The 24,249-nt window shown below is 49.9% G+C and carries 27 protein-coding genes; 19 read left to right on the top strand and 8 right to left on the bottom strand.

The window, feature by feature from the left end:
- Positions 1 to 47 precede the first annotated feature (47 nt).
- Entirely contained in the window at positions 48 to 1,238 is a 1,191-nt protein-coding gene (locus MKX50_RS24405) for a coenzyme F420-0:L-glutamate ligase (RefSeq protein ID WP_339158004.1), read from the bottom strand.
- A 127-nt stretch (positions 1,239 to 1,365) separates the two neighbouring features.
- Between MKX50_RS24405 and MKX50_RS24400 the strand changes: the two genes are divergently transcribed.
- Together MKX50_RS24400 and MKX50_RS24395 are read left to right on the top strand one after the other, a co-directional pair.
- Entirely contained in the window at positions 1,366 to 2,250 is an 885-nt protein-coding gene (locus tag MKX50_RS24400) for a LysR family transcriptional regulator (RefSeq protein ID WP_339158003.1), read from the top strand.
- A 125-nt stretch (positions 2,251 to 2,375) separates the two neighbouring features.
- Positions 2,376 to 2,843 carry a GyrI-like domain-containing protein gene (locus MKX50_RS24395; protein WP_213591527.1) on the top strand — a complete coding sequence of 156 codons (468 nt, stop codon included), beginning with the start codon at positions 2,376 to 2,378 and terminating at the stop codon, positions 2,841 to 2,843.
- Positions 2,844 to 2,864: 21 nt separating this feature from the next.
- On the opposite strand, the gene MKX50_RS24390 is transcribed toward MKX50_RS24395, so the two are convergent.
- On the bottom strand, positions 2,865 to 3,416 hold the full coding sequence (locus tag MKX50_RS24390; RefSeq protein WP_213591525.1) for a GNAT family protein: 552 nt from the start codon (positions 3,414 to 3,416) through the stop codon (positions 2,865 to 2,867).
- 100 nt (positions 3,417 to 3,516) lie between these two features.
- On the opposite strand from MKX50_RS24390, the gene MKX50_RS24385 reads away from it, so the two are divergent.
- Positions 3,517 to 4,959, top strand: coding sequence for a PLP-dependent aminotransferase family protein (locus tag MKX50_RS24385; RefSeq protein ID WP_339158002.1), 1,443 nt, complete (start codon positions 3,517 to 3,519; stop codon positions 4,957 to 4,959).
- A 112-nt stretch (positions 4,960 to 5,071) separates the two neighbouring features.
- Here MKX50_RS24385 and MKX50_RS24380 read toward each other — a convergent pair whose 3' ends face one another.
- The gene (locus MKX50_RS24380; protein ID WP_213591521.1) at positions 5,072 to 5,788 is read right to left on the bottom strand and encodes a glycosyltransferase family A protein; all 717 of its coding nucleotides are present in this window, start codon (positions 5,786 to 5,788) and stop codon (positions 5,072 to 5,074) included.
- Positions 5,788 to 6,525: a glycosyltransferase gene (locus MKX50_RS24375; RefSeq protein ID WP_339158001.1), complete on the bottom strand. Its 738-nt coding sequence runs from the start codon at positions 6,523 to 6,525 to the stop codon at positions 5,788 to 5,790. The genes MKX50_RS24380 and MKX50_RS24375 overlap by 1 nt, the downstream gene beginning before the upstream one ends.
- Before the next feature lie 219 nt (positions 6,526 to 6,744).
- On the opposite strand from MKX50_RS24375, the gene MKX50_RS24370 reads away from it, so the two are divergent.
- From MKX50_RS24370 to hxlB, 3 genes are all read left to right on the top strand, one after another.
- Positions 6,745 to 7,083 (top strand): helix-turn-helix domain-containing protein, encoded by a 339-nt coding sequence (locus MKX50_RS24370; protein ID WP_213591516.1) that lies wholly within the window; start codon positions 6,745 to 6,747, stop codon positions 7,081 to 7,083.
- Positions 7,084 to 7,206: 123 nt separating this feature from the next.
- Complete coding sequence (gene hxlA, locus MKX50_RS24365) at positions 7,207 to 7,839, top strand: 3-hexulose-6-phosphate synthase (protein WP_213591514.1); 633 nt, start codon at positions 7,207 to 7,209, stop codon at positions 7,837 to 7,839.
- A gap of 8 nt (positions 7,840 to 7,847) precedes the next feature.
- The gene (gene hxlB, locus MKX50_RS24360; protein ID WP_339160249.1) at positions 7,848 to 8,435 is read left to right on the top strand and encodes a 6-phospho-3-hexuloisomerase; all 588 of its coding nucleotides are present in this window, start codon (positions 7,848 to 7,850) and stop codon (positions 8,433 to 8,435) included.
- A gap of 92 nt (positions 8,436 to 8,527) precedes the next feature.
- On the opposite strand, the gene MKX50_RS24355 is transcribed toward hxlB, so the two are convergent.
- From MKX50_RS24355 to MKX50_RS24340, 4 genes are all read right to left on the bottom strand, one after another.
- Positions 8,528 to 8,977 (bottom strand): VOC family protein, encoded by a 450-nt coding sequence (locus MKX50_RS24355; RefSeq protein WP_339158000.1) that lies wholly within the window; start codon positions 8,975 to 8,977, stop codon positions 8,528 to 8,530.
- Positions 8,978 to 9,057: 80 nt separating this feature from the next.
- Complete coding sequence (locus MKX50_RS24350; RefSeq protein WP_339157999.1) at positions 9,058 to 9,990, bottom strand: sigma-70 family RNA polymerase sigma factor; 933 nt, start codon at positions 9,988 to 9,990, stop codon at positions 9,058 to 9,060.
- A gap of 70 nt (positions 9,991 to 10,060) precedes the next feature.
- Complete coding sequence (locus MKX50_RS24345) at positions 10,061 to 10,933, bottom strand: PhzF family phenazine biosynthesis protein (RefSeq protein ID WP_213591508.1); 873 nt, start codon at positions 10,931 to 10,933, stop codon at positions 10,061 to 10,063.
- A gap of 47 nt (positions 10,934 to 10,980) precedes the next feature.
- On the bottom strand, positions 10,981 to 11,895 hold the full coding sequence (locus MKX50_RS24340; RefSeq protein WP_213591506.1) for a phosphatidate cytidylyltransferase: 915 nt from the start codon (positions 11,893 to 11,895) through the stop codon (positions 10,981 to 10,983).
- 101 nt (positions 11,896 to 11,996) lie between these two features.
- Between MKX50_RS24340 and MKX50_RS24335 the strand changes: the two genes are divergently transcribed.
- The 13 genes from MKX50_RS24335 to MKX50_RS24275 all read left to right on the top strand — a co-directional run bounded on the left by MKX50_RS24335 (position 11,997) and on the right by MKX50_RS24275 (position 24,245).
- A complete protein-coding gene (locus MKX50_RS24335; protein ID WP_213591504.1) occupies positions 11,997 to 12,548 on the top strand; it encodes a hypothetical protein in 552 nt (183 codons plus the stop codon).
- Between the two features lie 181 nt (positions 12,549 to 12,729).
- Entirely contained in the window at positions 12,730 to 13,674 is a 945-nt protein-coding gene (locus MKX50_RS24330) for an urea transporter (RefSeq protein WP_339157998.1), read from the top strand.
- Between the two features lie 63 nt (positions 13,675 to 13,737).
- A complete protein-coding gene (locus tag MKX50_RS24325; protein ID WP_213591500.1) occupies positions 13,738 to 14,040 on the top strand; it encodes an urease subunit gamma in 303 nt (100 codons plus the stop codon).
- A 29-nt stretch (positions 14,041 to 14,069) separates the two neighbouring features.
- Entirely contained in the window at positions 14,070 to 14,399 is a 330-nt protein-coding gene (locus MKX50_RS24320) for an urease subunit beta (RefSeq protein WP_213591497.1), read from the top strand.
- The gene (gene ureC / locus MKX50_RS24315) at positions 14,396 to 16,108 is read left to right on the top strand and encodes an urease subunit alpha (protein WP_339157997.1); all 1,713 of its coding nucleotides are present in this window, start codon (positions 14,396 to 14,398) and stop codon (positions 16,106 to 16,108) included. The genes MKX50_RS24320 and ureC overlap by 4 nt, the downstream gene beginning before the upstream one ends.
- A gap of 14 nt (positions 16,109 to 16,122) precedes the next feature.
- Entirely contained in the window at positions 16,123 to 16,578 is a 456-nt protein-coding gene (gene ureE, locus MKX50_RS24310) for an urease accessory protein UreE (protein ID WP_339157996.1), read from the top strand.
- Positions 16,571 to 17,254: an urease accessory protein UreF gene (locus tag MKX50_RS24305; protein WP_213591491.1), complete on the top strand. Its 684-nt coding sequence runs from the start codon at positions 16,571 to 16,573 to the stop codon at positions 17,252 to 17,254. Before ureE ends, MKX50_RS24305 begins: the two co-directional genes overlap by 8 nt.
- Positions 17,255 to 17,292: 38 nt before the next feature.
- On the top strand, positions 17,293 to 17,904 hold the full coding sequence (gene ureG, locus MKX50_RS24300; RefSeq protein ID WP_213591489.1) for an urease accessory protein UreG: 612 nt from the start codon (positions 17,293 to 17,295) through the stop codon (positions 17,902 to 17,904).
- The gene (locus MKX50_RS24295) at positions 17,905 to 18,729 is read left to right on the top strand and encodes an urease accessory protein UreD (protein ID WP_339157995.1); all 825 of its coding nucleotides are present in this window, start codon (positions 17,905 to 17,907) and stop codon (positions 18,727 to 18,729) included. It begins immediately after the preceding gene.
- A gap of 82 nt (positions 18,730 to 18,811) precedes the next feature.
- On the top strand, positions 18,812 to 19,513 hold the full coding sequence (locus tag MKX50_RS24290; RefSeq protein ID WP_339157994.1) for a sulfite exporter TauE/SafE family protein: 702 nt from the start codon (positions 18,812 to 18,814) through the stop codon (positions 19,511 to 19,513).
- Positions 19,514 to 19,713: 200 nt separating this feature from the next.
- Positions 19,714 to 21,087 carry an amino acid permease gene (locus MKX50_RS24285; protein WP_213591483.1) on the top strand — a complete coding sequence of 458 codons (1,374 nt, stop codon included), beginning with the start codon at positions 19,714 to 19,716 and terminating at the stop codon, positions 21,085 to 21,087.
- Positions 21,088 to 21,408: 321 nt separating this feature from the next.
- Positions 21,409 to 23,031 (top strand): glycoside hydrolase family 9 protein, encoded by a 1,623-nt coding sequence (locus tag MKX50_RS24280; RefSeq protein WP_339157993.1) that lies wholly within the window; start codon positions 21,409 to 21,411, stop codon positions 23,029 to 23,031.
- Positions 23,032 to 23,204: 173 nt separating this feature from the next.
- Complete coding sequence (locus MKX50_RS24275) at positions 23,205 to 24,245, top strand: LacI family DNA-binding transcriptional regulator (protein WP_213591479.1); 1,041 nt, start codon at positions 23,205 to 23,207, stop codon at positions 24,243 to 24,245.
- Positions 24,246 to 24,249 lie beyond the last annotated feature (4 nt).

Here is a 24,249-nt window from a genome sequence, read left to right as displayed (position 1 = left end):
CCAAGGTGGTCTCTCTTTTGGTTTAGAATCTTCGATTTAGGCCATGATTATTTCGTAAAGTTGTCGAAATAGCCCTGGATAAAGACGATGGGCGTGCCTTTGTCTCCGCTTCCCGAAGTCAAATCAGACAAAGAGCCGATAAGGTCAGTCAGCTTTCTAGGCGTAGTACCTTGGGCTTCCATCGATCCCACGAGATCGTCATTTTTATTGCTGATGTATTCGGAAATGGCTTGTGTAAGCTCGGCGCCGCTTAAATCTGCAAAGTTATTATCCGCAAGATATTTCAGCTTGATTTCATTGGGCGTTCCTTCAAGTCCAGACGTATAAGCGGGCGACACAACCGGATCCGCCAGCTCCCATATTTTCCCGACAGGGTCCTTGAATGCACCGTCTCCATAAATCATGACTTCCACATTTTTACCCGTCTTTTCTTTGAAAATTTGCTGGATTTTATCGACGGTTTGCTGGCAGTTGCGCGGGAAGAGCTTGATTTCGTCCTCTGTAGACTTATTCGATCCCAGAAGACCATAATGTTCATTATACCCGCTATGATCAATGGATTCCGCCAGGATGTTATCCAGGCTGTAGATTTTCTCTCCGCCACCCGCCTTCAGGATTCTTGCCGTTCTGACACGGGAATGGATATCGCAGGTCAGAACATGTTTGGTATAGTTGAGGATCGTTTTTGGGTTATTGGAGAAAATAACCTCGCATTCCGTTCCCTGTTCTTCCACTAATGTTTTATAGTAATCAATGTAATCGATGCCTGTAAACGTATGCTTTTTATAGCCAAAGAGCTCGCGGAATTGGGCTTCCGTCAGCACATCCGTCCAAGGATTAACGCCCTTTTCATCGAGCAGGTCGAGATCGACCAAGTGGTTGCCCACCTCATCGGAGGGATAGCTTAGCATTAATACGATCTTTTTAACGCCTTTGGCAATACCGCGAAGGCAGACGGCAAACCGATTGCGGCTTAGAATCGGGAAGATCACGCCAACCGTTTCGTCACCGAACTTAGCATAGACATCTTTGGCGATATGATCCACTGTCGCATAATTGCCCTGGGCACGAGCGACGATGGACTCCGTAATGGACACAATATCTTGATCCCGGATTTGAAAGCCTTCAACTTCGGCAGCCTTTAACACGCTGTCTACCACGATATCCTCTATGTGATCCCCTCGTTTGATAATCGGGCAACGAAGGCCTCTAGCAACAGTTCCAACGACTCTTTCCAAATTACATTCAGCTCCTTAGGATGATAAAGTCTGTTTTACATTATCTAACCATCTACTTGTAATATACATCAGTCTAGTGGTATAAGTTAAATTAATATATCGAATAGAGGGTATAAGAGGTGTTTATGTGATAAGCAAGCTGGATCTCTACAAAATTTTTAGCAAGGTTGCGAAATGCAATAGCTTTTCCAAAGCGGCCAAAGAACTGTATATGACGCAGCCGGCGGTTAGCCAGGCGATCATGCAATTGGAGAAGGATTTGAACACGCGGCTTTTTAATCGAACGCCCAAAGGGGCATCATTGACCAATGAGGGCAGCCTTCTGTTTGAATACGTAAATTCGGCCATGAACCTGCTGCAAACAGGTGAAGAGAAGATATTGGAATTTCAGAACCTGACGGCTGGGGAATTGAAAATCGGCGTAGGGGATACGATCTCCAGATATTTTTTGCTTCCCTACTTGGAAGCTTTCCACAATAAATATCCCAATATTAAATTTACTATTGTGAATGGTACGACTTTAGAACTTTGTTCGACTCTAAAATCGGGCGAAGTGGATATATCCATTTGCAACCTCCCGATCGAGGATTCCACATTAGAAGTGCGGCATTGCATTGATATCCAGGATACGTTTGTTTATGGAGAGAGATTTGCGGAAGCTTTATCACGGCCAGTCAGCCTTCATGAATTGGTGAAGCTGCCGCTCATATTTCTAGAACCGAAATCGAATTCCCGAAAATATGTGGAAGATTACATGATCTCTAAAGGGATCAAAATTGCGCCGGAGTTTGAATTGGGCTCGCATGATTTATTGCTGGAGTTTGCCAGAATTAATCTTGGAATCGCGTGCGTGACGCAAGAGTTCTCCCAGGAATATTTAGCGAAGGGATGGCTGACCGAGGTTCAATTGCAAGAGAAAATTCCAAGGAGAAGCATCGGCGTTTGCAATATAAAAAGCGTGCCATTATCCCCGGCGGCAACAAAGTTCGTAGAGCTTCTGGAAAATAAATAAGCTGGCCATTCCTTCGGGAACGGACAGCTTATTATCTATTTTCGAAAAAAACTAATGAATAATATTTTATACCATGATAGCATCCAGAATGTAGAAAACAACACATAAGAAAGGAAGATCGAGCTATGGATGTTAGAGTTGAGACCCTCCCCAGTTATCGCCTGGCGTATGTACGGCAAATTGGCCCTTATGGTCCTGCCAACGTTCAGGCCATGGAGGAGCTAAAGAGTTGGGCAAGGGAGAAAGGACTACTCACTGAATCAGCTGTATTATTCGGAATTCCACAAGACAACCCTCAAATCACGCCTCCTGAGCAATGCAGATATGATGCATGTATTACCATTACAGAAGAGGACCAGATGGATGATTTCGTCTGTGAAAGTAAACTTGACGGCGGAGATTATGCGGTGTTTAGAATCAAACATACAGCAGAGGATATTCAAAGAGCATGGGCAGAAATTGTTCCAGCCATACACCGCATGGGACTTCAACTAGACAACAAACCGATTTTAGAAAAATACACTGGCGATTTGGTTAATGGTCATTTTTGCGAAATATGTGTGCCTATAAAAAAGGAGCTCCAATCCTTGTAGAATGGCTCTCCTTAATTATCCTTATTTACAGTATAGGGATCGGTATTCATCCTCTAGAATACTCATGAGAATGGAGTCATAATACTGATGGTTGTAGAATAAAGCTTCTCGCTGAACCCCTTCTTTCTTGAAGCCGATTCCTTCATAGACCTGCATGGCACGCTCATTGTAAGAGAACACGTTCAGCTCGATCCGGTGAAGGTTGAGGATGCCGAAGCCGTAATCCAGCATGAGACGGATGGCTTCGGTCCCGTAACCTTTTCCTTGATTACTGCTGTCAGGAATAGCGATGCGGATGTTGGCATTGCGATTGATCGTATCTATATCTTGAATCGCAATATCTCCAATGGGAGTATCGTCACTCACGGCGGCAATGACCAGCAGTACGGACGAGCTGTCCTGGGCTTTTCCTTCAATGTAGCGGGCAATTTGTTCCTGGGTATAGTGCTTCTGTGTCCCAGTGAGTTTCCTTGTCTCGTGATGGTACAGCGTAGTGAAATACCAATTGGCATCGGATACCTCGATCGGCCGTAAATATATATTTTTTCCTTCGAGAAAGCGTACGGGTTTCATGGTTCATATCTCCTTCGTTTTGACTCTACCCCAATTTACCACCAATCTGTATACTTAAAAATATACAGATTGTATTATTTTTAGAGGACAGGAGAGGCAGATGAGGAACCGTACAGATTCAACGCCTTTTTCTAAATTACCGGTTTATATGACCGTTTATGAAGCCATCAAGCAGGATATTGTAGCAGGAAGGCTCCAGGCCAACGATCGCCTGCCTTCTATCAGGGAACAAGCGAAGCAGCTATGCATTAGTACGACTCCCGTAGAAGCTGCTTACCAGCAGCTGATAGCGGAAGGATTCATGGTGAGCCGCCCCAGACAAGGGTTCTATGTTGCCGCTCTGCCCGATTCATATGGAAGGTTTACAATGTCTGATCCTAATACCGCTTCCAGAATTCCTGAGAAGGATTACTCTAAGGGAGAGACGTATGCCTATGATTTTCATCTGGCTAAAAACGACTTTGCAGGCTTTCCGATTTCCCATTGGAAGAGGCTCCTGATGCAGACGCTTCGAGAGGAATACGAGGAGCTGCTCTTCTACGGAGATCCGCAAGGCGAGGCTGGATTGCGCGAGGAGCTTGCCGCTTACCTGTTCCGGATTCGCGGTGTCGTGTGCCGCAAGGAGCAGATTGTCATTGGCGCGGAGCAGCATCTGCTTCTCCATTATCTGGCCATCCTGCTTAAGGGAATCTCCCCAGCTGTAGCTGTAGAAGACCCGTGCTATCCGCTGATCGCCCTTACGTTCCAGGCTGAGGGTTTTGCTGTCTTGACCGCAACTGAAGCAGACAAGGGGATAGATATTTCCCGATTGCTGCAGGCATCCGCTCGGATCGTGGCCGTCGCTCCTTCCCATCAGTTTCCCGGGGGCAGGGTAATGCCGGTTAACGAAAGAATGGAACTGCTGAAGTGGGCCAAGGAGCAGGAGGGCTATATTATAGAGGACGATTACGGCGGAGAGCTTCGCTATATAGGGCAGCCGGTACCTGCGCTCCAAGGCTTGGCGCCTGATGCGAATGTAATCTATGTAGGGGGGTTCTCCCAAATACTTGCCCCTGATATGTGTATCCATTACATGGTGCTTCCTGAATCGTTACTGGCTCCCTACATGCAATTGAGAAGAGGACTGCTGTTCGAGCAATCCTCTTCCCGGGTGTATCAGCGCACGCTGGAGAAGCTTATGAAGCAGGGGTATTTCGAGAGGCATGTTCGTAAAATGAGAAGTCTTTACCGTAAAAAGAACCTGGAGCTCGCCGAGGCCCTTCAGAACCAGTTTCACGATTGCGGGGAGGTCCTTAATCCACATGCGGGATTTCATCTGATTTTGGCGCTCGACGCCAAAGCTTCTGAGCAGGAAATGATTCAAGCGGCGAAATCCGGCGGTATCCGTGTGGCATCGGCATCCGCTTTCTATTCGGATCAGGCTGCCTGTGAACGTGAGAAGAGGAAATGTTTTCTGATCGGCTTCGGAGGAATTGCAGGGCAGCGAATAGAGGAAGGGGCGGCCCAACTGAGGAAGATATGGGAGCCTTACCTTCAGGTTTGATCACCTACATGGTATCTTGGGCGATGATGATCCGAGAGTCTCTTTCACTTAAGAAACGACCATCCCTTAGAAGCAGGGGTGGTCGTTCTTTAGCGTAGAAGGAGGTAGGAGTTTATCTTCGGCTCACGAATTTTTCGGGGTCCCTGACTTTCAGTACCTTTACTTTGCTGGCCAGAAGATTGCTGTCGCTTACGATCCAAGTATGGTCTTTCGAATTCTTCCTGCGATACGCAACAAAGTTGTAGGGATTGCCGGCATAAATTTTGAAGCCTTTAGCCTGGCTATTGGAACAGAACTTTACACTTTCCCCCCGGTTTCGATTGGGGAAGGAGACCTTGCTGAACACGTGTCGTTTCACGACAAGGGTTGCGCCCTGAACAAGGGGAACGTATTTCTCGGCCATATTGTAGTAACGATGAAGGAGCACCTTTTTGCTGCTCAGGTACATGTAATGGGCCCGTTTGCCTACAATATCGGCGTTGGTTTTGCGCAAAATTTGCATACTGTCTTTGAGATAGCCGGGAGCATAATAATCATCATCATCGAATTTAGCAATGTGATCGTACCTGGCTACCTTTACTCCGTAGTTAAGGCAGCTGCCTAGCGAATGATTGGGCAGGCTGTATATTCTTACGTTCTTATATGGCTTTGCTGCTTTAATATATTCGTTCATTTTCAGATCTTTATGATTGAGTATGATGATGAGCTCTTTATTCTGATAATTTTGTCTGCTGTAGTTACGCAGAAGCGTGTCCATGCAGTACTGCCGCTTGGTACAGGTAATGATGGAAACGGCGCTTGGCTGGCTGGAGATATCCAGTTTGGCCATTATGGAGCATCCTTTGGCGTACGCTGCACGAACTTCTTGTAATTTTGGACATTGGGGATTCTTTTATGGTGAGAGAGAAGCTTTTTATCGCTGATGATCCAGGTATGGCTGGCTGAGTTTTTTTGGCGGATGGCGACAAAATTATATTTTCCTGCGGAGTAGACCTTGTACCCCTGCTTTTTGCTCCTGAGGCAAAAAAGATCGTCCTCCCCTACGTTCTGATGGGGAAACCGCACTTTGTTCAACACGTTCCTTTTCATGAACAGCGTAGCGCCGGGAAGTTTAGCGACCGGTCTATTCTCATCCTGGTCAAAACGCAGAATCAAAGTTTTAGCACCGTTTAAGTACATATAGTGGGCACGCTTGCCTACAACATCCGCATTCGCTTTTTGTAATGCCTGCAGGCTGTCTTTTAAATAGTAAGGTGCGTAATAGTCGTCATCATCGAACTTGGCGATGTAGCTGTACTTTGTTTTACTGAATGCATAATTTAGGCAAGCACCGAGAGATTCGCGGCCAGCCATACGGTAGACGCGGATGCTCGGGTTTTTCTTGGCTAAACGCTGATATGGCTCAAGCGGTATGCTATCGTTGTTTACAATAATGATAAGTTCCTTTTTCGGATGGCGCTGCCGAATGTAATTTTGAAACAGGTTGTTTATAGAATTGTGGCGCTTTGTGCAGGTAATGATGGAAACCCCCTGCTGCTTTGCCTTGTTCTTCTGTTCAGATCCCATTACATCGCTCCTCCTATCCGTGTTGATGAATAGCAACTTACTCTACATTATGTACACGAATTAGAAGAGTAACGGCATATCCACCAAGGAGCGGATATCCTATTAAAAATAGGGGAGTATCTGAGTTAATCGTCAAACGCCGCAGGAGGGGCGGCTTTACTTCCTAAATGACAATGCGGTATCCTCTTTTAAGATCCATCAGGAAAGGAGTTACTCGCTTTGGGTGACCAGCATTTTAAAGAAACGGTGGAGCTGACCTTGAAGGTAATCGGCGGGAAATGGAAGCCCGTGATTCTATGCCACCTGACGGAAGGCACGCACCGCTTTGGAGAATTGAGACGAGAAATGCCGCAAATTACACAAAAAATGTTGACGCAGCAGCTGCGTGAATTAGAGGAAGACGCCATCATCAATCGGAAAGTGTATGACCAGGTTCCGCCCAAGGTCGAGTATTCTTTGACCGAATACGGGTTAACCGTGAAGGAACTGCTGAATGTGATGTCTCGTTGGGGAGAGAAGCATTTAGAGAAGGAAAAAGAACTGCGAAAATCAGACTAAACGGGCTTGGCATGGTTACCAAATGGGTACTAGTTACATGAAAGTGCGTACTTTTATTTATGGGTGAAATGCTTAGAATAAGGGGTGTCGTATTAAAACTTACCCTTAAAGGAGCAATCATAAATGAAATTACAACTAGCCTTGGACCTGGTCGGTATTCCAGGGGCCATCGAAGTCGTCAAGCAAGTGGAGCAGTATGTGGATATAGTGGAGATCGGAACCCCGATCATTATCAATGAAGGCCTGCATGCGGTAAAGGCGTTGAAAGAGGCCTTTCCTAACGTTACTGTGCTTGCGGATTTGAAGATCATGGATGCGGCAGGTTATGAAGTGATGAAGGCGGCTGAGGCGGGAGCAGATATCGTAACGATTCTGGGCGTTGCCGAGGATGCGAGTATCCAGGGAGCGGTTGCGGAAGCGAAAAAGCAGGGCAAGCAAATCCTGGTCGACATGATCGCTGTGAAGAATCTGGCGGAGCGGACTGCGCAAATTGATGCCTTTGGTGTAGATTATATTTGCGTCCACACGGGGTATGACCTTCAAGCGGAAGGACAGAACTCCTTCGAGGATCTTCGCACGATCAAGTCCGTCGTGAAGAACGCCAAGGTCGCCGTTGCTGGCGGCATTAAGCTGGCCACATTGCCAGAAGTCATCGCCGTTAAACCTGACTTGGTCATTGTAGGCGGAGGAATTACCGGACAAGCCGACTTGGCCGCCGCAGCCGCTGAGATGCAGAAATTGATTAAGCAGGGGTAGTGGTGAATATGGTCAGCAATGCTAGTAGTCATCGTAATCTGGCCGCGATCATGTCCGAATTGGACCAAGCTGCGAATGAAATCGCTGCAGAGCAGCTGGATCAGTTGGCCGCAACTATTCTATCGGCGGGACGCATTTTTGTAGCCGGGGCAGGCCGTTCTGGGCTGATGATGCGGGCCTTCGCCATGCGGCTGATGCACCTTGGATTAGAGGTGTATGTCGTGGGAGAGACGGTTACCCGGAGCTTGGGTAAAGACGATCTGCTCTTGATCGGTTCAGGCTCGGGTGAGACGCGATCGCTCGTGCCTATGGCAGAAAAGGCGCGGAGCCTAGAAGCTGCGGTAGGAGTGCTGACGCTCTCTCCAGATTCAACCCTTGGCCGACTGGCAGATTTCATGGTGAAGCTGCCTGGGGCGCCGAAGGATCAAGCCGACAAGGCAGAAACCAATGGACCAGCAACAGTAACGGTTCAGCCGATGGGTTCATTATTTGAACAGCTGCTGCTGCTGGCATGCGATGCCGTTATTTTGGCGCTGATGGACAAGCAGGAGCTTAGCGGCCACAAGATGTACGGGAATCATGCTAATTTGGAATAGTCACAAACAGAATAAAGACAGTCCCTTACACGATCAGGTAGAGGACTGTCTTTCTGTTTGGAGGTCAAACATTTTGCTAGCAGCTCATTTCATTATGCGGTTGCGGGGTCTTGCCATACGTTAAATTTGTTGCCGTCAGGGTCTTTAAATTTAAACTGCAGACCGCAGCTGTCAAGGTCCATCAGGGGCTCAACCTCGACACCGTTGTCCCGAAGCTTCTTGTGGAGTTCGACAATGTTCTCGACTTCAAAGGTTAAGGAGAACATTTCATATGTTTTTTCATTTCCGTCCCATTGACTGGTGACAAAATTAGCGGTTCTTTTCTCTGTCGTCTCCAGCAAAAACAGCCACTGGCCATCTCCTAAGACGAGAATCGCACCGCCAGGGTCGCGCCTCTTCAGCTCTAATCCGAAAATCTCCGTATACCATTTTGCTGCAAGCTCCAAATCGGATACGGGCAAATAGTTGCAGAGCACCCTCTTGAGCATCGGCTTCTGCTCGGCCTTACGGCTTTCTAGCTTCCGCATTTTCTGTTGTTCCATCCGTTATTCACCTCTTGTTTTGTAGTTTCAGTAAATAGACGATGCATATAGATGAAATCCGTCACAAGAGAAATACAATCTTACACAATTTCTACAGCGTTGAATTTGTTCCCGTCCGGGTCATGGAAGACAAACGACTTTCCGAATAGATCGTCTGCCGCAATGGGCTCCGTCTGCACACCGCTGCTTGTGAGTTTAAGCCATAATGCTTTAGCGTCAGATACGGAGAAGGTTAGCAAGGGAATCTCTCTGGGCGAGTGGCTCTCCGATTCCAATAAATATAGTTCATGACCGGATTCGAGCAGCAAATTTCCGTGGCTGCTGCGTTCTAGATGGAAGTGGTGGAAGAACCAGTTTGCTGTTTGCTTTTTATTTGAGACCGGAATATAGAAATGGCCTGTCCGTTTCAAAGCTTGTTCGCAAACCATTTGTTCGAAACGGTGATCCCGCTGATATGGACGGAAATAAGACTCGAAATCAGTGGCAAGATGGAGTTTAAGCACCTCCCGGGCCCGGCGAATACGGCTTTCCACAGCAGCTATGGATAAATCGAGAAATGGGGCGATGTCTTTCATCGGCCATTGGTTTAAGTAATAAAGAACGATAGCGGATTTGCTTTTTTCCTCTAATGTTTGCAAGGCAGCCCAGACCGATTCTTGAACGGCGTGTTGGTCCAGCCAGGAATGAACGTTGTCCAATTTTGGGGCGGTGGCCTCGTCAAAAGGAAGGAGTTTGTGTTTCTTTCTAGTAAAATCAAGACTTGTTCGGTAAGCGATGGAGTACAGCCAGCTGCCTAGCCTGGAGGGGTCTTTTAAATTATGTAAGTTTTGATAGCATTTCACAAAGGTTTCTTGAACGGCATCCTGGGCTTCGTGGTAATCTCCCAATATGCTGTAGGCCACAGATAGAAGGGCTTTGGAATAGCGGCCCACAATCGCCCGGAATGCTTCAAAATCACCTTCAGCTGCGCTTGCTGCCAGCTGCTTATCGGATGGATAAATTTCTTCGGTCACGAGATCACCCTCCTTTGCTTGATCATGGCTCCTCCATTTCCTGCTATAGCCGCACTTCGCGGCGGAGGTGCTACAGCCATTCGCCTTTGGCGACAAAGAATACCCGCCCGCCGATATTGATGTCGTAAGCATCACCATTCTTAGAGGCATCTATGTGCAGAAGGGAAGGACGCCCCGCGGCGTACCCCTGCTCGATACGAAGCTGAATTACGCTCTTTTGCAAACATTCGTGCTTTAACAGGTAACCTGCCAGATTCCCATTGGCACTGCCGGTAGCGGGATCTTCATAATACCCCGTGTCATTGACGAATACCCGCACATGCAAATCATTTTGCTCATGAAGGGTCTCCTCGGAGAACACGAGCAGATTCGCATCCGCTATATTTTCGAGGAAGGCCTTATATTTCCTAGGGTCAACCTCGCATTTTCGCACAGCATCCAGGGTCTTTAAAGGGACAATGACGGATGGAAGCCCTGTTGAGGATACGTGGATGGGGTAGGCGGTCTGGATGTCCTCGACAGAAATTTGGAGTATCTCTGCGATCACGGAAGGAGCGATAGCCTCCCCGAATATAGGCTGCTGCTGCTTCATCCATAACTCGTTGTCTGATCCTTCGGCAAAGGAGACGGGAATTTGGCCCACGCCAAGATTCAGGAGAATATGCCTGCTCTTATCCGGATCAAGGCGGTGATGAATGACAAAGGCCGTTCCAAGCGAAGGATGTCCCGCAAAGGGTATTTCCACATCCGGGGTAAAAATGCGCACAGGGTATCCCCCGTCCCTCTGTTTGCCTGACATAATGAAGGTCGTTTCCGAGAAGTTGATCTCTTTGGCGATCTGCTGCATCTCCTCCGTGGTCAGTTCCCGGTCCGGCAGCAGTACGGCGAGCGGGTTGCCTTGATATTTTTGTTCTGCAAATACATCAACGATATAGAATTCCACAGCAAACAACTCCTCGGCATTCAAAGTAAGATTGAATATTTAACAGGCTACATGAAATCAAAAAAGTAACGAATCACGTGGAAAATCACCGGTGAAGTATAAGCTAGACTATCAACCCGGCTGAGGTAGCTTTCTTTAAGCGCATCGAACTTGTTGTCGTCGCCGATGAGCAAATCCCGCTTCAGCACCGAAACCGTTAAGCTGCCGAAGAACCCGCTCAAGCTGATCAGCATGCCGGAGAACACTCCGAACACAGGGCCGAGCGGCGTCAGGTAGGGGTGGATCAAATAGGCTGCTGCGGTCGTCACCAGAAATGCGAAGGCAAACCCTTCCCAGGTCAGGTAGGGATTGGCCGTCGGAACGACTTTGCGTTTGCCGAAATACAGCGATGCCACATGATGGGCCACGTCATTCAACTGGGTCAGCACGACCAGGAACAACACAAGCCCTGCGCCATACTCCGGCGTGGCAAACTGGAAATAGGCCAGGTGGCTAAGCCCGAATACCATCAGCATGAGACCCCATTGGGTGGAGCTGACGCTGCGCAGGAAGCCGACTGTTCCTTTGTTGATCAGCCGCGGGAGCGGCAGGAATAGGAACACATAGATCGGGATAAAGATAATGAACATCCCATACCACTCGATGTAGATCCAGTAAAACTGTACCGGGATGGACAAGTAAGCCCAAAGATACAATCGGCGGTCGGCTTTTCTGGAGCGGATCATGGAGAAATACTCCTTCAGCGCGAAGAAGGTAAGCACCATGAGGGACAGCAGCGAAACGACCGGATTAAATAGAGTGGCCAGACAAAAAATAACGAACATGCCCCACCAGGTTTTGATTTTGGAGCCGATGGCGCCGTAATCTTTGTCCGGCTGTATTTTGTTCAGGATATAATAGATAACCTGAATGACTAATAATGCAGTAAAAATCAGGGTTAAAGTTATGAGCGAGCTGTTCATTGCCCTTCACCATCCATCTTGTCATGACGTAAGACCCACCAGGGGGCGATCATATGTTATTATGAAGGAACAACTCATTTTTGATAAGGGGAATTTCGTAAATGGCAGATGATCGTTCGGTTTTTATTTTGCTTACGAATACCGGGACGCTTTTTACGAGGATGATCAAGGGGTATACGAGAGCCCCATACAATCATGCATCTATATCCTTCAACCGGGAGCTGTCCGAGCTGTACAGCTTTGGGCGGAAGAGCCCGAATAATCCGCTCAACGGGGGATTCGTGAAGGAGGATATCAAGACGGGCACGTTCAGCAAGTATCCAAATACGACGTGCGTTCTTTATGAGCTCAAGGTATCCGAGCGTGAAGTCGAGAAAATGAAGCGGGTCCTGCATATTTTCATCCGCAGCCGCAATAAGTATTTATATAACATTCTGGGCGTGGTCGGCATCGCGCTAAAGGAGCCTGTAGAATTCAGCAACTCTTATTTCTGCTCGCAATTTGTTGCGGAAATTCTAGACAGATCCGGCATTAAGCTGTGGAACAAGCTGCCGGCGCTCGTAACACCGGACGATTTTCGGCAGAGCGACCGATTGCAGCTGATCTACGAAGGAAAGCTAAGCGATTATGATCCGGAATGCCGTGAGGATTAATCACCAAGAAAATTTACAGGGCTTCCTCAAGTAAATAGGCAATATAGAAAAAGACACCCTAAAGGGTGTCTTTTTTATTTTGAGCAAGATAAGCCTCAAATCAAGCAAGGAGCAAAGTGAGTATGTAAAAATATGACAAAGTACATACTAGTCCTATTAATACTGAAATAGAGGGGACAGCATGCAAAATACTGAGCGAAAGGCCCAGCCAGATGGTCACTTCAAGTTATTTGTCCTGGCGGTTTTCAGGGGAATATCTCAAGTCTTGTTAATCGAGAACGCGGCTACCGGACTGATCGTTCTAGCAGCTATTGTCATTTCCAGTTATCCGTTGGGACTGATCGCGCTGGCTTGTTCGGTGATAGGGACTTGGATCGGGTACAGCGGAGGGAAGAACAGGGCAACGGCCGCTCAAGGATTGTTTGGATACAATTCAGTGTTAGCCGGGCTGGCGTTCTCACTATATCTGGATGGCAGCGCAAAATGGGCGTTCGCGCTTGCGGGGGCAGCCGTGGCGGCGCTTGCCACAGCCGCAGCTATGCATGTGATGAGGCATTTTGGGCTGCCCGTGCTTACTTTTCCCTATATTGTCCTCACCTGGATGTGGCTGCTCGCTGCTTTTCATCTAAACGTGGTCCATCTTAATGCGAAGATACAACCCCAGGATATCGTTAGCCTGCAGCCAGACCTTAAAGCAGGAACGATCGAATGGCTCACTGGCTTAATTAATGGCGTTGGGCAAGTTTATTTCGTCGAGGGCCTGGTGTCCGGAATATTGATTCTTCTGGCCATTTTTGTGGCTGGCTGGAGGCTGGGGCTTTATGCAATTGCCGGAACGGTAATTGGCGGAATAACGGCCTACGGTCTAGGCGCAGAAATAACGATGCTGAATTCCGGGCTCTATGGTTTTAATGCTGTATTGGCAGTGCTCGCGGTGTCATTTGCTTACCGCCATGCGGGAGGGAACAATTTCCCGGCAGGCCTGCTTGCCGCCATACTTACGGTTCCGGTTGCGGCAGGCATCGAAACATGGCTTAACCCCTACGGGCTTCCGGCGTTGACGATGCCTTTTGTGCTCGTCACTTGGGTTATGATCGCCGGAAGGCAGCTGTTGAACAAGCCCTGAATATTGACCCAGATCCAGGAAATAATGAGGTTTGTTGAATTTACGGTTTGAAGGAGGATCGAAATGAAGCTATCCGATCGGGAACAAGAGAAGTTAATGATCGTGGTTGCCGCTGACCTGGCAGTGAGACGAAAGAACAGAGGCTTAAAACTGAACTATCCGGAAGCGGTAGCACTGGTTACCTATGAAATTATGGAAGGTGCCCGGGACGGCAAAACCGTTGCTGAGCTCATGAAGAAGGGCCGGGAAATATTGACCGCGGACGATGTGATGGAGGGCGTTCCGGAAATGATTCACGATATTCAAGTAGAGGCGACATTTCCAGACGGAACGAAGCTGGTCACGGTCCATAGTCCGATTAGCTAATAAATCAAACGCAAAAAGGAGAAGGTACGATGATACCAGGGGAGTATGTGCTGCGCGAAGACGATATTATCTGCAATGAGGGCAAGCCCGTAAGCACGTTAAAAGTACTGAATACCGGCGACCGCCCGATCCAGGTCGGCTCTCACTATCACTTCTACGAGGTGAATTCAGCCCTTCAATTCGATCGGGAGCTAAGCTTCGGGCTGCATCTGAACGTTCCATCAGGTGCTGCTGTCAGGTTCGAACCTGGCGATGCCAAGGAGGTCGAACTGGTACCCTTTGGGGGAGAGCGGATTGTATATGGCTTAAATAATCGCACAGATGGGCCGTTGGACAAGGACAAGGAGGAAGCAAAATGAGCCTGCGTTTGACGAGAAAGCAATACGCCGACTTGTTCGGCCCGACGACGGGTGACTGCATCCGCTTGGCCGATACCGACTTGTTCATTGAAATTGAGAAGGATTTCACGATATACGGCGATGAATGCAAATTCGGAGGAGGCAAGTCCATTCGGGACGGAATGGGGCAGCATCCGCTGGCAACCCGTGCTCAAGGAGCGCTTGATGTCGTGATAACCAATGCTGTTATTGTCGATTATACCGGAATTTACAAGGCAGACATCGGCATTCTGGACGGTAAAATCGCAGGCATCGGCAAGAGCGGCAACCCTTTGGTGATGGATGGCGTCGACCTCATTATTGGGGTTGGCACTGAAATCATATCCGCGGAAGGGTTAATTGTAACGGCGGGAGGAATTGATACCCATGTTCATATGATCAATCCGTTCCAGGTTGAAGTGGCTCTGTCGTCCGGTCTGACTACGCTGATCGGGGGCGGAACGGGGCCGACGGAGGGATCGAAGGCGACGACCTGTACGCCGGGCATATGGAATATGCACCGAATGTTGGAGGCAGCAGAGGGTCTGCCGATCAATTTGGGATTTTTGGGTAAGGGCAACGGTTCGTCCGAGGAGGCTCTTGCAGAGCAGATACATGCCGGTGCCATCGGATTGAAGGTACACGAGGACTGGGGAGCTACCGCCTCCGCCATCGACCATTCCTTGCGCGTGGCGGATAAATACGACGTTCAAGTAGCGATCCACACGGATACATTGAACGAATTCGGATTTGTCGAAGATACGATCGCTGCGATTAATGGCAGAGTCATCCACACCTATCATACGGAAGGGGCTGGGGGAGGCCATGCTCCAGATATTATTAAAATGGCGAGCCTGCCCAACGTGCTTCCTGCTTCTACGAATCCGACGAAGCCGTTTACGGTCAATACGCTCGATGAGCATATCGATATGCTGATGGTCTGTCACCACTTGAGCATCAAGGTTCCCGAGGATGTCGCGTTCGCCGATTCCCGGATTCGCCGCGAGACGATTGCTGCAGAGGATATTCTGCAAGATCTTGGAGTTCTAAGCATCATGAGCTCGGATTCGCAGGCGATGGGCCGGATCGGCGAGGTCATAAGCCGCACCTGGCAGACCGCCGACAAAATGAAGAAACAAAGAGGGAAGCTCCAGGGTGACGAGGGGGTCGCTGACAATAATCGGGTAAAGCGGTACATTGCCAAGTATACGATTAACCCGGCGATTGCCCACGGCATTTCTTCTTATGTCGGGTCCATCGAGGCCGGGAAGGTTGCTGATTTAGTGCTGTGGCACCCTGCGTTTTTCGGAGTAAAGCCTGAGATGGTGGTTATGAGCGGAATGGTGGTTCATGCCTGTATGGGTGATGCCAACGCTGCCATACCTACACCTCAGCCGGTGCTCTTGCGCCCGATGTATGCTTCTTATGGCAAAGCGATGCACAGCAGCAGTATTACTTTTGTATCCCGGGCGGCTTACGATGAGGGGCTGCATAGGGAGCTCGGACTGCAAAAAAAAGTGCTGCCGGTTGGCGGTATCCGCAACCTGACCAAGCAATCCATGAAGCATAACGGAGAAACCCCGGAAATCAAGGTCGACCCGCAGACGTTTGAAGTAACCGTCAATGGAGAACTGCTGACCTGTGAACCGGTTGACGTTGTGCCGATGGCACAGCGCTACTATTTATTCTAAAGAGGTGGATACACGTGATTATAGAACAGATTGTAACCTGTCTCGATGACATTAGTCCGGAGAACCGCATCCAGCGCCATCTGGAGAAAGTGTATTTGCATAGCGATGATCTGCTGAAGCGCATCCAGCGGGTCGTAACGGATCATGGCAGGGAGTTGGGCATCTCTTTGATTCAGAGCGCTTCCCTTAATCATGGCGATGTTTTATATATGGACGACAGCAGTCTGATCGTCGTCGAGGTTGTTCCGGAAGAGGTGCTGGCGATTCGCCCGCGCAGCCTGCAGGAAATGGGGGATATCGCTCATAAGCTGGGCAATCGCCATTTGCCGGCGCAGTTTGAAGAAGACCGGATGCTGGTTCAATACGATTATTTGGTCGAGGATCTGCTGAAGCAATCGGACGTTCCTTACACCCGTGAGAAAATAAAAGTGAAGCAGCCTTTCCGGCCGATCGGGCATAGCCATGGCTGATATACTGCCGCTATTGCAGATATGCGACTCCAATTTTCCAAATGGCGCTTTTAGCCATTCCTTCGGACTGGAAACGTATGTGCAAGAAGGGAAGGTGGTGGATAAGCCGACATTTGCGGAATGGATCAGCGCATATATTGCCGAGCAGCTGGTGTATACGGATGGGCTTGCGTTCCGCTTGGTTTATGAAGCGCTGGATCGGGCGGAGCAGGAGCATGTATGGGCATGGGACCGCATGATTACGGTCCAGAGCTTCCCGCAGGAGACGCGGGACGGGAGCGCAAGAATGGGACAGCGGCTCGTTCAGCTTGGTCTTGAGCTGTATGATTCGCCGGTTCTGGCTGCATATCAGAAGCGGCTGAAGGCGCAGCAAAGCTTCGGCCACCCGGCGATCGCCTTTGCGATTATCGCCCAATATCTCCATGTTCCGCTGCCCGTCGCTTTGCTGGCTTATTTGCATTCATGTACGGCCAGCTTGATTCAGAACGGCGTGCGCGGAATTCCGCTTGGCCAGACGGACGGACAGCGGTTAATTCAAGACATGCACGCCCAGCTTCGGCAGGCCGTCAAGAAGATTGAAGCGCTGGATGAGGATGAGTTCGGGGCTACGTCTCCCGGACTGGAGCTGTCGCAAATGAGGCATGAGCAGCTGCATATCCGGCTGTTCATGTCGTAGAGCAGGATATTGTCACAAAAGAGAAAGGACGATGAACGATGGAGCCGATTCGAATCGGGGTCGGAGGACCCGTAGGGGCTGGAAAGACGCTGCTTCTGGAGAAACTCACGCGGCGCATGCATAAGGATCGCAGTATGGCGGTAATTACCAATGACATTTATACGAAGGAGGATGCTAATTTTCTGATTAAAAATGGAATTCTTCCCGCGGACCGCATCATTGGCGTAGAGACCGGCGGCTGTCCGCATACGGCGATCCGGGAGGACGCCTCCATGAACTTTGCAGCGATTGAGGAATTGAAGGGCCGCCATCCTGATGTTGAGATTATTTTCGTGGAAAGCGGCGGAGATAATTTAGCGGCGACGTTCAGCCCCGAGCTCGTTGATTTCTCCATTTACATCATTGATGTCGCCCAAGGAGAGAAGATCCCGCGCAAGGGCGGCCAGGGCATGATCAAGTCCGATTTGTTTATCATCAATAAGATCGATCTTGCTCCGTATGTTGGTGCAAGCCTGGATGTGATGGAGAGCGATACGAAGGCTTTTCGCGGAGACAAGCCGTTCGTGTTCACGAATCTCAAGGAAGATGTCGGCCTGGGCAACGTAGTGGAATGGATTGAGGCCAACGCTTTGCTAGAGGGGCTAAGATAGATGGAGCAATGGACGGGAGTGCTTCGGCTTGCGGTTCAGCGGAAACAGGAACGGACGGTACTGGCTGAAATATATAACCAGGGAGCCTCCAAAGTAACTCCCCCTATATATCTCGATAACAGTGGTCTGCCGTGCTTTTATCTGTTGAATTTAGGCGGAGGCTATGTTGACGGAGACAGGTACAAAACGGATATCCATCTTCGCGCTCATGCTCATATGCTGCTGACTACGCAGTCCTCGACCAAAGTGTACAAGACGCCAAAGGTCCCTGTAATTCACGAAATGGACATTCGTTTGGAACAGGGCAGTTACCTGGAGTTTATATCGGATCCTCTGATTGCATACCGGGATGCAAGATACAAGCAGGAGACCGCCGTGCACATGGCTCGGGGGGCGACCTTGGTTTACGGGGAGATCATCACCCCGGGCTGGTCCCCGGAAGGAGCTTTGTTCCAGTACAACAGGCTGCAGCTGCGAACGGCCGTATACATGGAGGACGAGCTAGTGGTGTTCGATAATCTCCCGTTAACCCCGAAGGCCCGATCGATGGATGGGCTGGGACTTCTTGAAGGCTATACCCATTTGGGATCTCTGCTCGTCATAGGGGATGAAGTGCCTCGTGACATGGCGGACACGTTGAGCGAAGGGTTTGGGGCCGCTGATAACAGGTGCAGAATTGGAATATCTGCATTAGCCGTATCCGGCTTCTCTTTGCGGGTACTGGCCATGTCCACGCTGCAAATTGAAAATGTGTTCGAGCAATGCCGGCGGGTGGTCCGGAAGCATATCTTAGGTGGCAGGACCGTTTCGTTCCGGAAGTATTAACCGGGTGACGGGCCGTAGTTATTATCATGGGCAACCCTGCATAAGGATAAATTAGTCCTTACGAAGAAGGGGTGGTTTTCTCATGGAAATCGGTTTGCTATCTATCCTTGGCATTGGCTTCGTTCTCGGAATCAAGCATGCCATAGAGCCTGACCACATCATTGCCGTCTCCACGATTGCAAGCCATACGAAAAAATTATGGCGGACATCGCTGGTCGGCATATTCTGGGGAATCGGCCACACCGCTACGCTGCTGGCAGTTGGCCTCATTCTCATTCTGACGAAGAGCACGCTTCCCGATAAGTGGGCGGGTTTGCTAGAGTTTATCGTTGGCGGGATGCTCGTGTATCTCGGGGTTGTCAATTGGATTTCCGCCGGGAAGAACAAAGCCGAATTAGTAGAGCATCAGCATGGCGGCGAGCGGCATAAACACTTTCTTCGCAAAGGTGATCCTGCCCATCATCAGACTTCTTATTTGAAGTCTATGATCATTGGCCTTGTTCATGGACTGGCGGGAAGCGCGGCTATGGTCTTACTCACGATGACGACTGTACATACGGTGTGGAATGGAACGCTGTATATTTTACTTTTCGGTCTCGGGACGATCGCTGGAATGTTGATTTTTACGACCATCTTAGGGATCCCTTTTGTATTAAGCGCGAACAACCGGAGCCTGAAAATGACTTTAACGCGAATTACCGGGGCGGTCAGCATGTTATTCGGCTTGTATTATATGTACAGCCTTGGGGTTACCGACGGCCTATTCCGGATGTGGCTGGGGTAGAATCAGGCCGGAATATCATTGATTGGGTGGATTTGATCGGATAAGCCGCTGATTGCAGCGGCTTATTTTTCGTTCTATAGACGGGTATTCGTTGGGGTTATTTGGTGATGTATGATTTGAGCGTGCATGTTTTGAGGAATAAGAGTAAACTGTAATTTTGGGTGTAACAAAAGAGCTTGAGCATTGGAAGGAGTCAGAAAATGTCGCAGGAGAGGGTACAAGCTAACGAGCATGAACTGGAACAGGGGGCACTGCACAAAAAACTGCGGCCTCGTCATATTACCTTTATGGCTATGGGCGGGGTTATCGGCACGGGAATATTCAAGGGAAGCTACGAGACGATCAGTATAGCGGGTCCGGGCATCGTCATTTCATATATTTTGGCAGGATTGCTGCTGCTTATCGTGATGGGAGCTATTGCTGAAATGGCGATGGTATATCCAAACCGCAATATGAAGGACTTTATTCGGGAGGCGTTCGGTGAGCGGCTGTCATTTATTATTGGCTGGCTCTACTGCTTCATGTGGCTGACGGTGTGTGTGATAGAGGTGCTTGCCGCGGGCAGCTTCTTGCAATACTGGCTTCCGGATGCCCCGTTATGGCTGTTAACCTTAGGTTGCGCGGCGCTGGTTCTGGGGATAAATATGCTGAGCGTGAGCGGTTTTGGGGAAGCAGAGTTTTGGCTGGCAGGCATTAAGATTGGCATGATCATCGTATTTATTGTGTTGGGCGTATTGATTTTGTCCGGCGTATGGTCTGTGGAAGGCGCGGGGGGATTGCACAATCTGGTGGATTACGGCGGATTTCTGCCAAACGGCTGGACGGCGATTATTGCTGCCCTGCTGGTAGTGATGTTCTCCTATGGCGGCTCGGAGCTGATCGGGCTGACCTTGACCGAAACACAAGACGTGGACAAAGTACTGCCCAAGGTAGTGAAAAGTTTTATTCTGCGGGTCATTCTTTTCTACACACTGCCGATTCTCGTGATTTGCAGCCTGATTCCCTGGAATCAGCTGAACAGCGAGAGCAGCCCCTTTGTACAGGTGCTGGCCAGCACGGGAATGCAGGGATCAGCGCACGTGATGAATTTTATTCTCGTTACGGCGGTATTGTCTGCAGCCAACTCGGGGATTTACGGTGCAACCCGGATGCTCCATTCGATGGCGGCCAGCGGTGAAGCGTCGCCTTACTTGGCCCGCACGACGAAACGGGGAGTGCCGATGAACAGCCTGAAGCTGTGTGCGGCGGTATTAATCGGGGGCGCTATTCTGGCCTATCTCTTTCAAGACGGGTTATTCCGGTTCCTTATGGCGGTGCCGGGGTTTGTCGTACTGCTGGTGTGGATCAGCATTTGCTTGTCCCAGCTGAAGCTGCGCGGCGGCTATCCCGTGCAACCGAGCTTTCGCGTGTGGGGGTTTCCTTATATTACGATCCTGGCTGTAGTGAGCCTGACGGTGATTGCCGTACTGTTTCTTTTTGATCGTCAAAATATGCTTAGTATCGGGGTTTGCCTGGCGTTCCTGCTATTTCTGTATCTTTGGTCGCTGGTCAAGTTCAAGAAGGCGCGGCGATAGGTGACGGTGGAGTGGGAAAAGTAGCGTGAAAAATGATGGCCGTTTTTCGATAACTCGGAGGACGGTCATTTTTTTTGTTTCCCAGAATGTCCTGTTCTAGTATTGACAAGGAAAGGAAGCTGATGTAGATTTGACCCATAAACACGTGTTCACAGATTAAGCGCCTTCAACATATGACGTTTGGCTGGAATAGCAGCTAATTGCCCGATGTTCACTTCATTAAGCACTATTTTCTTTAAACACGTGTTAACGAAGGAATATATGGAGAAAGACAGATTATCATTAGTATTGAAATTAGAGGTAGAAGGAGGACAACGACGTATGCACATGGAGGAGCAAGGCAGCATAGCTGTGAATCAGCTAGGCTACCGCAGCACAGACGCAAAGATTGCTATGATCACTGGAGAAGGAGGCCGCTTTCGGCTTGTAGATCATGCCAGCGGCGCAGTGGTTTGGCAGGGGGATACGATACCTGCGGTCGACGATCAGGCTAGCGGAATTAAGGTGAGCCGGGGTGATTTCTCCGTCTGGAGTCAGCCGGGTACGTATCGGATTGAGTCAGGAGAAGGACACAGCTCGTATCCGTTTGTAATCTCGGACGCCGTTTATGAGGAAGCTCATCGGGCACTTTTGAAAGCGTTCTATTTCTTTCGCTGCGGCATGGAGCTGGAAGAGAAATATGCAGGCCCGTGGAAGCATGCGGCATGTCACCTCACGCCTGCCCTTGTTTATGGGGAGGAGCCACGGAGAATTGACGCCTGGGGAGGGTGGCATGATGCCGGGGATTACGGCAAATACGTGGTGCCTGGGGCTAAAGCGGTAGCGGATCTGCTGCTAGCTTATGAATGCTATCCCCAGGCCTTTGAAGGGGCCTTGCCGCTGCCGGAGAGCGATGGCGTTATGCCGGATGTATTGCACGAATGCCGGTATGAGCTGGAATGGCTGCTTCGCATGCAGGACGGCGAGAGCGGCGGCGCCTATCATAAACTCACGACCTTGCAGTTTCCGGGCCCGGATGTCATGCCGGAGGCAGATACGGCGGAGCTGTACATCTCGCCGATATCCGCCACGGCGACTGGATGCTTGGCCGGCGTTATGGCCATGGCGGCGCGGGTTTATACTCCCCATGACGCCGCCTTCGCCGCATCCTGCCTCAAGGCCGCAGAGCAGGCCTGGGCATGGCTGGAGCGCCATCCCGAATATCCAGGGTTCCGCAATCCGGCCGAGGTCTTCACCGGAGAGTATGGCGACGAACAGGATCTGGATGAACGCTACTGGGCAGCGGCTGAATTGTACCGCACTACTGGAGAGGCGCGTTATCATGAAGCCTTCCGGGGCTTTGCCGGACAGAATGCGTTTGATAAATACGAGCTGGGCTGGGCAGACATGGGCGGATACGGCACGATTTCCTATCTGTTGTCGGAGCGGGAGAATGAGCCCCAATTAGCGGCTCGTCTATTGGCTGGTTTGCAGCAGCGGGCCGATGAGCTTGCGGCGGTAAGCCGCGAAGACGGGTTCGGTATTTCGCTTAGACCGGAGCAGTATATTTGGGGCAGCAACATGCTGGTAATGAATCATGCCATGCTGCTGCTGATCGCGGACCGCTTGTTAGGCTCTCAAACATATGAGCGCTGCGCGCTCGAGCACGTTCATTACTTGTTTGGAGCTAATGTGGTGGGCATGAGCTATGTTACCGGGCTTGGCAGCCGGCCGATCCTGCATCCGCATCATCGTCCTTCCGAAGGAGACGGCGTCGAAGCGCCTGTTCCCGGGTTAGTGTCGGGCGGCCCAAACTATGGCAAGCAGGATGAGTATGCACGCGAGCATTTGGCGGACAAAGCGCCGGCTGCCTCTTTTGCCGACGTTATGGAGAGCTACGCTACCAATGAGGTTACGATCTATTGGAATTCTCCTGCAGTATTCGTATTGTCCCATTTTGTATAAAAGGTAAAGCAAGCGAAAGAGCCCTGCCGATAGTGGGGCTTTTATGCCACCACCTCTATCGTACATGCAAATGTTATTGACATGGCATGATGACTGAGGTAAATTGTGCTTGTAAACACGTGTTCACAATGTAGTACTGGATATCTGCGGGCATGTGTTAAGTGGAGGGACATATGAAGAAGAATGAAATCAATAGTATTGAAATCGCCCGGATTGCAGGCGTGTCCCGAAGTACGGTAAGCAGGGTTATCAACAATTACCCGAATGTGCCGCAGGCAACGCGCGATAAGGTGATGCAGGTCATCGAGCAGTACAAATATTCCCCAAATTTTTCGGCGCGGATTATGTCCGGGATGAAGACTCGCACCATCGGTCTGTTTCTGATTTCGCCGGAAGAAGTATTTCATGATTCGCTCACGAACTCATTAATAACCGGCTTCATTGAAAGCGCATCCAACCAGGGTTATTATGTGCTAACCCATATTATAAGAAACACGAGGGACAGCGAGGTGCTGCGCAAAGTCAAGGAAACCTTCTACCAGCAGCGGATCGACGGCGGGGTCTTCATCGGGGCTGCGAATCATGAACCGTTGATTGAAGAGCTTATTGCCGAGGGTTATGTGGTCGGCATCATTGACCAGCATATCGAAGGGCGGAATGAGCCCAATCGGGTGATATGCAATTTTGGCAATGATCAGGGCATGAAGCAAGGCGTCGATTATCTTGCAAGCCTGAACCACCGCAGGATCGGGTTCATTGCCGGAGACCCGCTGCGCTGCTCGGGGCCCGAGAAGCTGGAGGGATTCAAGGCTGCTATGCGTTCTCATGGGCTTGCGGTGAACCCAGAATGGATCATACCGGCTGATTTTAGTGAGAAAAGCGGATACAACTCCGTGAAGCAATGGTTAAGCCATGTGAAAGAGCTGCCTACAGCGATATTTGCCTGCAACGACAGTGTCGCCTTTGGCGCTTTGGCGGCCTTGCAGGAGGCTGGTCTTTGCGTACCGGGGGATATATCCCTAATGGGCTTTGATGATCACCTGCTCAGCTCGCGGATTCAGCCGGCACTCACGTCGATCCATGTTGATTTTGCCGAAATGGTGGATACGCTGGCCAGCAGGCTCATCAAGACGATCGAAGAGCCGGATAAGGAATTCAAGAAATATGTGGGCACGACGGAGCTGGTCATTAGGGAATCCTGTAGGGCGATCTAAGGCG

The organism is Paenibacillus sp. FSL W8-0186 (assembly GCF_037969765.1).
In the GTDB taxonomy this organism is placed as follows: domain Bacteria; phylum Bacillota; class Bacilli; order Paenibacillales; family Paenibacillaceae; genus Fontibacillus; species Fontibacillus woosongensis.
Note: the sequence above shows the minus strand (reverse complement) of the source record. Positions and strands in the feature narration are given on the sequence as shown.